The organism is Ruegeria sp. CDSA241 (assembly GCF_059611265.1).
Genome location: NZ_JBXWPF010000019.1, coordinates 1 through 11845, shown reverse-complemented (window position 1 = coordinate 11845; position 11845 = coordinate 1). Strand labels below are relative to the sequence as shown.

Annotated in this window: 11 protein-coding genes; 6 read left to right on the top strand and 5 right to left on the bottom strand. The window is 56.4% G+C overall.

Annotated elements, in window-relative coordinates; genetic code table 11:
• Positions 1–77: 77 nt before the first annotated feature.
• From AC2FJV_RS16270 to AC2FJV_RS16260, 3 genes are all read right to left on the bottom strand, one after another.
• Positions 78–2021 carry a cytochrome c3 family protein gene (locus AC2FJV_RS16270; protein ID WP_496714085.1) on the bottom strand — a complete coding sequence of 648 codons (1944 nt, stop codon included), beginning with the start codon at positions 2019–2021 and terminating at the stop codon, positions 78–80.
• A gap of 56 nt (positions 2022–2077) precedes the next feature.
• Positions 2078–3055, bottom strand: a complete 978-nt coding sequence (locus AC2FJV_RS16265; RefSeq protein ID WP_271952630.1) for an HAD family hydrolase — start codon at positions 3053–3055, stop codon at positions 2078–2080.
• Positions 3056–3152: 97 nt separating this feature from the next.
• Positions 3153–4784: an arylsulfatase gene (locus AC2FJV_RS16260; protein WP_496714084.1), complete on the bottom strand. Its 1632-nt coding sequence runs from the start codon at positions 4782–4784 to the stop codon at positions 3153–3155.
• A gap of 121 nt (positions 4785–4905) precedes the next feature.
• Between AC2FJV_RS16260 and AC2FJV_RS16255 the strand changes: the two genes are divergently transcribed.
• On the top strand, positions 4906–5343 hold the full coding sequence (locus AC2FJV_RS16255; protein WP_496714083.1) for a hypothetical protein: 438 nt from the start codon (positions 4906–4908) through the stop codon (positions 5341–5343).
• A 259-nt stretch (positions 5344–5602) separates the two neighbouring features.
• Here the strand turns inward: AC2FJV_RS16255 and curA are convergent, their stop codons facing one another.
• A complete protein-coding gene (gene curA / locus AC2FJV_RS16250) occupies positions 5603–6634 on the bottom strand; it encodes an NADPH-dependent curcumin/dihydrocurcumin reductase (RefSeq protein WP_281973653.1) in 1032 nt (343 codons plus the stop codon).
• 658 nt (positions 6635–7292) lie between these two features.
• Positions 7293–7910, bottom strand: a complete 618-nt coding sequence (locus AC2FJV_RS16245) for a helix-turn-helix domain-containing protein (protein WP_142638879.1) — start codon at positions 7908–7910, stop codon at positions 7293–7295.
• A 101-nt stretch (positions 7911–8011) separates the two neighbouring features.
• Between AC2FJV_RS16245 and AC2FJV_RS16240 the strand changes: the two genes are divergently transcribed.
• From AC2FJV_RS16240 to AC2FJV_RS16220, 5 genes are read left to right on the top strand one after another with little or no spacing between them, the layout of a single operon-like run.
• The gene (locus AC2FJV_RS16240) at positions 8012–9202 is read left to right on the top strand and encodes an LLM class flavin-dependent oxidoreductase (protein WP_496694440.1); all 1191 of its coding nucleotides are present in this window, start codon (positions 8012–8014) and stop codon (positions 9200–9202) included.
• Positions 9195–9872 carry a glutathione S-transferase family protein gene (locus tag AC2FJV_RS16235; RefSeq protein WP_496714082.1) on the top strand — a complete coding sequence of 226 codons (678 nt, stop codon included), beginning with the start codon at positions 9195–9197 and terminating at the stop codon, positions 9870–9872. The genes AC2FJV_RS16240 and AC2FJV_RS16235 overlap by 8 nt, the downstream gene beginning before the upstream one ends.
• On the top strand, positions 9872–10354 hold the full coding sequence (locus tag AC2FJV_RS16230; protein WP_281973656.1) for a flavin reductase family protein: 483 nt from the start codon (positions 9872–9874) through the stop codon (positions 10352–10354). Before AC2FJV_RS16235 ends, AC2FJV_RS16230 begins: the two co-directional genes overlap by 1 nt.
• Positions 10351–11247, top strand: coding sequence for an alpha/beta hydrolase (locus tag AC2FJV_RS16225; RefSeq protein ID WP_496694439.1), 897 nt, complete (start codon positions 10351–10353; stop codon positions 11245–11247). Before AC2FJV_RS16230 ends, AC2FJV_RS16225 begins: the two co-directional genes overlap by 4 nt.
• Positions 11244–11618 carry a nuclear transport factor 2 family protein gene (locus tag AC2FJV_RS16220; RefSeq protein ID WP_271952617.1) on the top strand — a complete coding sequence of 125 codons (375 nt, stop codon included), beginning with the start codon at positions 11244–11246 and terminating at the stop codon, positions 11616–11618. The genes AC2FJV_RS16225 and AC2FJV_RS16220 overlap by 4 nt, the downstream gene beginning before the upstream one ends.
• Positions 11619–11845 lie beyond the last annotated feature (227 nt).

Sequence of the window (11845 nt, the reverse complement as noted above, 5' to 3'; positions counted from 1 at the left end):
GCAGGGTGGCTTCAGGGATAGCAGAAGCTGAGCAGCTCAGCGGTCCGCTCTGAGGTTCCGGATTCTGGCAAGAGCAGTCACTCGCTATCTCCTTGCGGCACAGGTTTTCCTTCCAGCTCTGCCTGTGCGGCCAGAAGTGCGGGATGTTCCGGATTGGCTGACAGAGCTTCTGCCACAACCGCGGCGGCAGCAACGCGTCCTTGGGTTGCCGCTGTGATCCTGGCCAGCATCATCCATGCATCCAGCCGTTGCGGATCCAGCCGCACCACCTCGCGGAACGCGGATGTGGCCATGCCCATGTTGCGCATGGCCAGTGCCACACCGCCCAGTTGGAGGTGGGTTTCAGGAAAATCGAGCCGGTTTGCCATGGCATCCTGCCATTCAGCCATGGCGGCTTGCAGCTCTCTGGCGGTTCCGTTCTGGAGGCGGTTCTCCGTATCACCCAGCATCGCGCGGGCAGCGGCCATGCGCACATTGCGGGCAGGGTCGGCAAATACAGCGGCCAGGCGCTTGCCCCTTTCCTGAAGCGGTGCAAGGCGCTGCAGAGAGGCCGCGGCAGCGCGGACAAGCGGATCCGGGTCCCGCAGCAGGTCCGTCAGCCTAGCGGCGAACAGCGGGTCGTTGGACTGCTCCAGAAGCCAGAGCGCAGTGGCCCGCACGATGCCCGGCTGGCTGGTATTCTGCGCAAGCGCTGTCAAGTCGCCGGCGGCCGCTGCCGCATCGGCACGTCCCCGCGCCAGCACCTCCCCGTAATGTCGGCCACGATTTCTGTCGTCCGGATACCAAGCGGAAATCTGTGCAGCTGCCCAAGCTGCGTCCTGGCCGCCGTGGCAGGCGGTGCAGGCATCCGGTGCTCCCGTCACCGGCGAAAGATCCGGCCGGGGAATGCGGAAGGAGTGATCGGCGCGCCAGTCGTTGCCCATGTAGACGCGTTCTGGCATGTGGCAGGACTGGCACTTCGCTCCGGCGCTGTTTTCCGGGTGGAAGTGATGTGCAGGGCTGTCGTAGTCCGCTGCTGTGAGTGTTGGGAAATCCGGATTGCCCGCCGCGCTGTGGCATTGGGTGCAAAGGCCGTTGCCTTCTGCCTTCAGCTCCAGACTGTGCGCGCCGTGGCAATTCAGGCAAGTCACGCCCCGAGCATGCATCTTAGATTGCAGAAAGGAGCCGTAGACATAGACCTCGTCCTGGATCTGCCCGTCCGCGTGGTAAAGTCCTGGGCGCAAAAGTGCGAGCGTGTAGGCATCATGAAAACGCGTGCCTGGCACCGGGTTGCCGTCCAAGTTGGCCTCGCGTCTGGAATGGCACGTCGCACATTGTTCAACTGCCTGCCGAGGATCGGCGAAATCCACAGGAAATCCATGGTTTGCGGGCGGCGGTGTCCTTGTCGTTTCCCATGTATCAGCCCAATCAACGTGGTCCTTTCCCGGTCCGTGGCAGGCCTCGCAGCCAACGCCTATTTCGACCTGGGTTGATGCATAGCTTAAACGGCTTGCGTCGTAGTTTTTGCGGAACCCGGTGGCGTGGCACTCTGCACAGCGCGCATTCCAGGTCTTGTAGGGACCTGTCCAATGCAGACCATCCAACGGAGGCAGGGTCTGGTCCGGATAAAGGTGGAACCACTTCTCCTCTTCGGTGTCCCAGGCCACGTCAAAACTCTGCAGTTGCCCCGGTTCGGTCTCGAGAAGATATTGCTGCAGCGGTTCGATCCCCGCAACCGAATGCACTTGGTATTCCGCCTGCGATCCATCCTTTTCGATCACCTCGACGTAGTATTCGCCCTCCGCTCCTGTCTGAAACCGGGCAGTCATACCGTCATGGTGAAAGGCCGTTCCGCCGAAGTCACCTGCGACCGTCTCCCGCGACGGCGTTGTCCAGGCCTGAGCGTGATGCGATCCTGCCCAGCCTGCGGCACTGTCCTTATGGCAACCGGTGCAACGATCCGACCCCAAGTAGCCATCAAGGCTCTGGGCCATCGCTGGCAGACCCAGCAGCAAGAGAAGGATCAAGACTACAATCTGCATTTTCAGAGGGCCATCCGGTTTTCTGGGTCGTTCATGCACAGGGATGGTGCAGGGCTTCATTCGCGGCTCGGCCAGATCCGCTCCCAATCACGGGCCATGTCGATTACCAGCCAACCGCGGCTAGCTGCTTCATCAAGTCCGCGTGCAAGCTGCCCGATATGGCTTTCACGGCCGTAAGCGTATTCGCGTTCGCTGTCAGTATGGTGCAGCAGGATGCCCAGCCGCGCACCTTCGCCCGCAGTAGTCCACTCAAGCATCTGGAAATCTCCATCGGAATTTCCCACTGCGATCACCGGCCGTCGCCCGATGCGGGCCTCGATAGCAATGGGCTTACCTGCCTTGTCGTCAATGAAGAATAAACCGGGGTCCTTCATCACCCGCGGCGGTCCGTCCCCGGCGGAATAACTGCCATTTCCGATGGACCCGATGACCTGCTCGGGCGGAATGTTATAGGCGCTTTCAGAGAACACCCGGATGAAATGCAGGCCGCCGCCTGAGGCGATGTAAGTACGGAAGCCTTCATCGCGCAGATAGGTCAAGAGCTCCAGCATGGGTTGATAGACCATTTGGTCATAGGCCAGGCCTGTGCCGGAATGCCTGGCCGTGTCCAGCCAGCTGCGCACGGCGGCCTGGAACTCGTCCACCGTCAGGCCGGAGTGGGTGGTGGAGACGATTTCCAAAAGTCCCTCAGTGCCCGAGGCGGCCACTGTCTCCATGTCGCCTTCGACTGCGGCCCGCAGCACGTCAGACGTGAGCACCCCGGGATCAGCAGCGGCCATTTCTTTCAATCGGTCGATGGCAAATAGCAGTTGAAAGTAGACCGGCTGTTCTGCCCAGAGCGTGCCGTCATTGTCGAAGGTCGCAATACGCGCGGCCGGGGTGACATAATCAGGTGAATCCGGGTCCGTTATGCCTTCGACAAACGCAATGATCCGATCCTTGGTGGCCGTATCCGTCCAAGACGGCAAAGGGTCAGCGAGCGGAGCTGATGCAAACAGAATTGTCAAAGGAATTGAAATTAGCAGAGCACGCATAGGGACAACCTCCGCAAGTGCAGGGAAAGGGATGCCGAGGCAACCGGAAAATTAGGCGCCCCGACGGAATACTCCGTCGGGACGAAGTGGGATGAGTCTACTGCGAGCCGCCCGGCTGCGACAGCTTCTCCATTACCTTGTCGAGGCTGAACGAAGCCGCCTCCTGCCGCGGTGGGTATTCTTCGAAGGTTGCCAGGAACTGCCCAACATAAGCCTGGGCCGGCACCAGCATGAAGGCATGGTCGAGCAGCCAGTCGTAATAGGTGTTCGACGTCCGGTAACCGCGTTCATAAGGGTCGCGGCGCAGGTTGAAGATCAGCGGCACGCGCAGCGGCGTCAGCGGCTCCATCCAGGCCCGGAAAGTCCCCCAGGCCTTCTGCTCGAGGAAGGTGATCTTCCAGTTGTTGAGCCGGATCGCCGCGAGGTCGCCGTCATCAGTGAAGTAGAATATCTCATTACGCGGGCTCTTGTCCGTGTCACCCTTGAGCATCGGCAATAGGTTGTAGCCGTCGAGATGGACGCGGTACTCGCGGCCTGCCATTTCCGGAACTGTGATGCCTTCGAGCAAATCTTCCTTGATGGTTTCATTGCCTGCAGCGGCCAGGAATGTTGGCAGCCAATCCATGTGATGCACGATCTCGTTCGAGATCGTTCCGGGCGCGATATTACTGGGCCAGCGGACCATAGCAGGCACCCGCCAGGCGCCTTCCCACTGGGTGTTCTTCTCGCCCCAGAACGGGGTCATTCCGGCATCCGGCCATGTGTTCATATGGACGCCGTTATCAGTGGAATAGAACACGATGGTGTTATCGGCGATGCCGAGCTCGTCAAGCTTTTCGAGGAACTTGCCGATATCCATGTCGTGTTCGATCATGCCGGCAGTGTATTCATCAGCTTTTTCCCCATTGTATAACTCATCCGCGAGCGCGCGGTTCTCTTCGCTGACGTGGGTACGGAAATGCATCCGTGTGCCGCTCCACCACAGGAACCAAGGGGTGCCGGTGTTGGTCTGTTCCTCCATCCAGGCAATTGCAGCATCTGATGTCTCGTCGTCCACAATCTCCATCCGCTTCCGGGTCAGAGCCCCGGTATCCTCGATATTCTGCGTGATTTCATTTTCGCCGTAGGTCGCGGTCACGTTCAAAACACCACGCGGACCGAACCGTTCAAGGAACGTCGTGCCGTCTGCGAACACCATATCCTTCGGGTAGTCCTCGTTTTCCGGCTCTTCTTCGGCGTTCAGATGGTAGAGATTTCCGAAAAACACATCGAAACCGTGGTTCGTCGGAAGGTGTTCATCCCGGTCTCCCAGATGGTTCTTGCCGAATTGACCGGTGGCATAGCCTTCGGCTTTGAGGAGGCCGGCAATGGTGGGATCTTCGATCTGCATACCTTCCTTGGCACCGGGCAGGCCGACCTTGGAAAGGCCGGTGCGGAAGACCGACTGGCCCATGATAAAGGATGACCGGCCAGCCGTGCAGGATTGTTCACCGTAGTAGTCGGTGAAGATCATACCTTCTCTGGCAACCCGGTCGATATTCGGCGTTTGATAACCCATCAACCCCATTGTGTATGCGGAGATATTGGACTGGCCGATGTCGTCGCCCCAAATGACGAGAACGTTCGGCTTGCCGCCCGCGCTGCCTTCCTGGGCAAGCGCCGGCGCAATCCCAATGCTTAAAATCAGGAACCCGGCCGCGACGGCCCTGTTCAAATACGAAACTGGCATAATCGGTCACTCCCTCACATTCGCTAACAGTGAAACTTGAGTTGGTCGCAGACAAGCACCAAGCGAGAGGCTTTGTCCGCCCGTAGAACATTTCGAGTGGGATCAACTATCCATAAGTTGAATGTATGGCGCAACACTTTCTTTTTTTTGGGCAATCTTTCGGTTGTCGGCCATTGTGTCTAGGCCGTTGCGGACCGGCACGTCATCAGGAACTGCCATGGCCTGCAAGCGGAGTCCTTGGCGCACGAGCCGGAGGCCCAAGCGCACTGCAGGCTTTCCGGGCATCTTTGTCGATGAAGGTCAGGACACAGACCCGGCCTTTGTGGATGCGCTCCGCGAAGTGGCGCAGGCGGTTTCACTAGGCTTCTGTCTCGGCTTCTTCGGCGATCCGGAGCAGAAAATTTACATGCGAGGTGCTGGACAAATTCCGCCTGAAGAGGGATGGGAGATGTCTGACGTCAGCGCCAACCTGACGTTGACGAATTACAATATCATCGAATGCTGCGTTTGCTTCGATGGCCGCTATGAGCCGATTGTGTTGAAAAACTCGAGTATCTGACGGCTGCATTTGCGTCGCCGCTGGCGACATACACGCCTCCCAAAGCAATGTGCCCGCACGCAAAATCCCTGTCGAGCGTCATCCGAATGCCGTGACGGGCGACTAAACTTCTGAAAGTGGCGCATCCTTCCAGTAGCCCGAATGGCAGATTTCGGGATCAGCCGAGAAGATCGAACCTTTGGCTCAACTGCAGCTTTGGGCCGTTACTTTGACGATGGAACCATCCAAAGAACGATGCAATGTCTGGCTGCGTGTCCGGCTAACCAACTTTTACGACCATCTTTCCAAAGTTACCGCCGGCCAGCAGTTGATTGAATGCTTCCGGAGCATTTTCAAGCCCCTCAACCACATGTTCCTTGTAGCTTATTGAACCGTTTTTGAGCCAAGCCGTCATATCGCGGACAAACTCCTGATACACGTCGGCACCAAAGTTGTCGAAGATTATGAAACCCTGCATTCTGACTTTCATCCGCAGGATCGTGCCCATGATCGCAGGGCCCATATCCGGGCCGTCCGGTAGGCCGGGCAGGTTGTACCAGGATACAATCCCGCAGACGGGCACCCGTGCAAACGGGTTCAAGAGCGGCAATACGGCATAGAGAACTTTGCCGCCAACGTTTTCGAAATACACGTCAATTCCACTTGGACAAGCCTCGCGCAGTTGCGCTGCCAGATCATCAGATCGATGGTCCAAACATGCGTCAAATCCAAGGTTTTCGACTACATGAGCACATTTTTCAGAACCGCCTGCGATGCCCACTACGCGACATCCTTTTAGCTTTGCGATCTGACCGACTGTTGCGCCTACCGGGCCGGCTGCGGCAGCCACAACAACTGTTTCACCGGCTTTTGGCTCCCCGATTTTCAGAAGCCCGGCATAAGCCGTGTAGCCTGGCATTCCGAGAATTCCGAGCGACCAAGACGGGTTGTCCGGAGATTTACCCAACTTAACGACCTGCGTTCCGTCTGAGACAGCAAAATCCTGCCATCCGCTTGTATTGAGCACATACTCTCCGACTTCGTATCCTTCGATGTTGGATTTGACCACCTGCCCGACGACCTGCGCCGTCATAACACCGCCAATCGGAACGGGTTCGGCATAGGATTTAGCGTCATTCATTCGGCCACGCATGTAAGGATCCAACGACAGGTACACCGTACGTACCAGCATTTCGTCTGGTCCAGGTTCAGGAACGCTCGTGGTTTCCAGGCGCAATGTATTCTCGTCCGGTTGTCCGGTTGGGCGATTGGCGAGAACAATACGACGATTGGTGGCGGATGCTTGGGGCATTGTGACCTCTCATAAGACGGCTTTCTTGCAACAGAGACCAAATTCCGCTGCAGAGCAACACGACAGCACCGACGAGTTCGAAAAACCTATAGACGTGGCCCAATCACGCACGATCTGCGCATTGAAATGCCCAAACGCTCATGGAAACGCCCTGCTAAAAAGTAATCAAACCCGACCTTAGGTTCGTCTTCCATTCACCTCTCGACTGAGGTTCTGGTTCCTTCATGAATCTCGAAGTGGAGGGGTCTCTGAGTCTTGCTTTGCAGGTCTGAAGCTTGCTCATGGATCTGACCAGAAGCCATGACATCATAGACTTCAATCGTGACCAAGCCATAGCCGCACAATTTACTGTCGATGGCCATATCGAAGAGAGCGAGATCGCGATGGTTAGCTGCGAGCGGACGCAGTGTCTCAAATGCAGTGCGAGAGGAGAATCTGGTGTTGCTGTTCAGCGGAAGGGGTAACCATTCATGCAGACCGTAGCGGCGATTAGTGGTCGAATTTACAGATCTCAGGACAAAGCCAACTGTTGTCTCTATTGACCAAATGACTGGTTTTGGCCCAAGCAGTTAGGTCAGACCTGTGGGCTTTTCCGAATGCCATTATCCGTTGCTTTGTATCAAAAGCAATTCTCGCAATAGCGATGGCTGGCCAATAATCACCAAGTAATCCGTATTGGCGACATCGCCCAGACCATTGTGGCCTCTTTGTCAGTCCGGTTGCGGAACCGATGCGCGATCATTGAAGGGTAGGAAAAGCTGTCGCCTTTGCGAAGAACTATGATTTCTTCACCAAGGCGCAGCTCCACTTCGCCACTCAAGACGATCGCATGTTGCTCGCCCTCGAAGGAATAGCCTTCCTGGGGTTCGGGCGGTGTACCGGCCCCTGGGCGGAACCGGGACAGGATCAGATAGCATTGTCCGGATAGTGTGCTGGATAGCAGTTCGTCTTCGAATCCCAACTCCTGGGTTGTTCGCGTGTACATGTTGGAAAGCGCCCTGCGATTTTCTTTGCGTACGACGTGTTTGCGCTCCAATGGTCCGGCACCCGATTGCTTGGGAAAGAACCAGTTGGGATCGACCGAGAGCGCTTCGCTGATCTCTCGCAGAAGCTCCGCCGATGCTTTTGCTGATCCCAGCTCGATCCGGCTCAGATACGCCGTCGAGCAGGATACCGTTTCCGAAAGGTCTTGTAACGTCAGGCCACGCGCCTTGCGCACTTCGCGGATTTCGCTGCCAAGCCGTTGAGTGTCAGTATCAGTAACGTTGCTATTCATGCATTCGGGATAAGAGATTTTTGTTGATTTTTCGAGTAAAATTCAACTTAGTTGAAAATTGGGTAATAATTCAACTTACCACATCTGTCCGGGAGATCGCTATGCGCTTTGATTTGATTGCCAATTTCAGTCCTGGTGAGACGATTCCCTGGACCCGGACATTGGAGATGATCCTCGAACAATGTTCGCTGGCAGAGCAGGCTGGATTCACGACCGCCTGGTTCACAGAACATCACTTTGCCCATAACGGCTATATGAACGCGCCGCCCAACCCGATCCAGATGGGTACGCATGTGGCTGCTCATTGCACAAAACTGCGGGTTGGAACGGCGCCCATCATCTTGCCGGACTGGCACCCATTGCGCGTGGCCGAAGACGCGGCGATGCTGGATAACATGTCGCTGGGCCGGTTCGATTTTGGTGTCGCCAAGGGTATCAATGAGCGCTCGACTATCCAGTTCAATTCGGACGCGGATCGGCGCGACAACGGCAAGGTGATGCGCCTCTATCAAGAGAGCCTGGATATTATTCTGAAGGCGTGGACCAACGACGCCTTCACCCATCAAGGTGAGTTCTATGAGTTCCCAGTTCCAGGCTGGAAAGAAACCAACCGTTTTTTTGAACCGCTGGACCCGCGCTATCACGACGAGAATGGCGAGTACAAAGCGATATACGTGCATCCACGCCCGTATTCTGATCCGCACCCACCGGTCTGGCTCATGTCGAATGCGCCTCCTACATTCAAGCTTGCTGGTGAAAAAGGGTGGGGTGTGATCTCGATGGCCGCTGGACCCAAGGCGACACTGGCCTGCTGGGAACCCTACCGCGAGGCGCTTTCCAAACGTGAAGGGCGCAATGTGAAACCAGGGGAAGGCGTTGGCGTCTGCACGGCCTTCTATGTTGGTGCAAGCATGGAGGAGGCTGTGAACACCATTCGTGGCCCGATCAATGCCTATTACGAATTCCTCGGCGGGTCGCGCCCCAAGGGCGAGTGGACAAAACATGGCTATCTTGATGTCGGCGAAGAGATGACTTCTGAGGACGAAGAGATGGATTGGTTCGATTTCCTCAATAAACGCGGGATCATTGTGGTTGGTGACGCCGAATATGTAGCGGATCGTTTTGCCGAGCGGCAGGAAACCATCGGCCTCGACCACCTCATGTTGATGCAGCAATACACTGGCGTTCCCTATGAGAAAATCCTGTCCAGTTGGCATCGACTGTTTGAGCATGTCGTTCCAAAATTCGGGACACAATCCATCGCGCAGAAAAGGATGTTGGAACATGCTTGAAATTTGGGGGCGGCCCTATTCATCAAACGTTATTCCGGTGATTTGGACAGCCAATGAGTTGGGATTGGACTATACGCTGCAACTGGCCGGGGGCAGCTTTGGCAAGCTCGACACTGATATGTACGCGCAGATCAATCCCAACAAAATGATCCCGGCGATCCGCGATGGGGATTTCGCGCTTTGGGAAAGCCTCGCCATTGTGCGGTATCTCTGCGACCGGTACGGCGCGGGAACGTTTAGCCCCTCTGACCTACAGACCCGCGCCATCGCGGATCAATGGATGGTGTGGTCCGCCAGCCGTGCCTTCGGGCCGGTGATTTACCTGTTTTTTGCAACTGTGCGCACCCAATCCGACCAACGGGACCCGGAACAGATCGCCAAACTTCGCGATGAGGCGCATGAAGCACTGACCATTCTGGATCAGCACCTTGCGGATAAGGCCTATGTCTGTGGCGACAGCTTTACCATGGCGGATATTCCGCTGGGTTGCGTGGCGTATCGCTATTTCAATGTCGAGGTCGACCGCCCACCGTTGCCCAATGTCGAAGCGTGGTACGAACGATTGGCGGAACGCCCCGCATACCGGGGTCACGTCATGCGTCATTTCGGCACAAACCCGGATGAGTGGGCCGCCCTTGAAAAGGCCTGTGTCAGTGAAGGAGTTCTGTGATGGACTTGCGTGACTTTCGCCGTGCGCTTGGCGCTTTTCCGACAGGGGTCACAATCGTGGCCACTTATGACCCCGAGGGCATGCCATGGGGCCTGACCGCCAACTCCTTCACCTCGGTCTCACTCGAACCGCCTGTGATCTCTGTCTGTGTCGCAAAATCGGGTCGCGTGTTCCCGACGCTGTCCAGGTCTGATCATTTCGCGGTCAACATCCTGTCCGCGGATCAGAAAGCTCTGGCGTTGCATTTTGCCAGCAATGTGGAAAACCGGTTTGCCGATACGGAATGGACTCCTGGGGCCAAGACGCCTTTGGTCCCCGGTGCATCTGCGCATCTGGAATGCACCGTGCACAACCGGGTTGATGCAGGTGATCATGAAATCCTCTTGGGACGTGTCGTGAACTATGCCCATGCACCCGTTCCTCCGCTGGTCTTTTGTCGCGGCGCGTTCTTTTCCGCGCCCCAATCGGAGGCAGTATCATGAGTGATCACCTGACTTTCCACACCCGGTTCAGCCCTGACGAATTCGACGCGCAGTACAATTTGCGGGCTGGGCGGCCGGACTATGAAGTGACCGTCATTCCCGGGTGGAGCCGCGACAGCGCCCACGCGCGTGCAACATCCGATTGCAGCCTAGATATCCGCTATGGAGAAGGTGAAAAACAAAAGCTGGATGTCTTCCGCTGCGCGGACACCGCCGCACCGACATTGGTCTATTTCCACGGCGGCTATTGGCAGCGTGGCGACAAATCGATCTACAGCTTCATTGCGCCGCCGTTTGTTGAGGCGGGGTTCAATGTTGTTGTCATCGGATACGATCTTTGCCCGTCTGTGACCATCACGAGAATTTCAGAAGAAGCGCGTGAGGCCATGTCCTTTGTCTGGCGCAATGCGGGCGCATTGGGCATCAATCCAGACCGTCTCTGCGTTATGGGCCATTCCGCTGGCGGCCATATTACCCAGATGATGATGGCGACCGATTGGCCGGCATTTGACGATGACTTGCCCGCAGACCTGATTAAATCTGGCATTCCGGTCTCACCGCTCAGCTATCTTGAGCCGGTCCGCCTGACCGAGGCTTTGAATGCGGGCATCCAAATGGATCCGGCAGAAGCCCAGGCCGAAAGCCCGATGACCAAGCACCCACCGGGTACCAATGCCCCTCAGCTGGTCGTCGTCGGCGGCGCAGAAACCGACGAGTTCCACAGGCAGGCACGAATGTATGTCGAAAAATACGAAACAGCAGACCGCAAGATGGGTCTCTATTTCGTGCCCGATGTGGATCACTTTGACGAACTGAATGTGCTGGTCGACCCGGCGAGCCCCTTCTTCAAACACACTTGCGATATGCTTCAAGGAAAAGGACCGAAATCATGACCGCTTTGACCCGAGACCTAGTCGACTCTGTCGGTGACGCGTTTAACGCCAATGACATCGATGCCGTAATGAGACACTTCGCAACCGACGCTACATTTGATCACGCTGTTGGCCCCGAAGAACATGGCGTGCGTCTGGAAGGAGCCGAAACCATTCGTGGTGCTTTTGCAGCCCTGTTCGAAAAGGTCGCGAACGTGCATTGGGAAACGCTCGACTGCGCTATTTCCGGCAACAAGGCTTATTGCGAATATCGCCGTACAGCCGTGCACAAGGATGGTTCAAAAGAAGAGTTTCTAAGCGTTGACATCCTGACCTACCGAGACGGGCTGATTGTCCATAAAGACACGTATTACAAGCAACGTACAAGCTGACCCGACAGCCTTTGATGCAGCCAAGCACGCAGCAGTTTTGTAAGAGGGAACCTATCTCGCTTTGACAAACCGCTGCGTCGGCAATCAAGTTCCGTTTCGCGCAATCCGTTATTGCGTAATGAAAAGATGCGAAAACATCTAGGGTCAGGACCCATTGATTTCCGTTTTGCGGCGTGATTCACGGTTCAAAAACGAGCGGTGGACATGTCTGATCTCTTCTGGCTTAC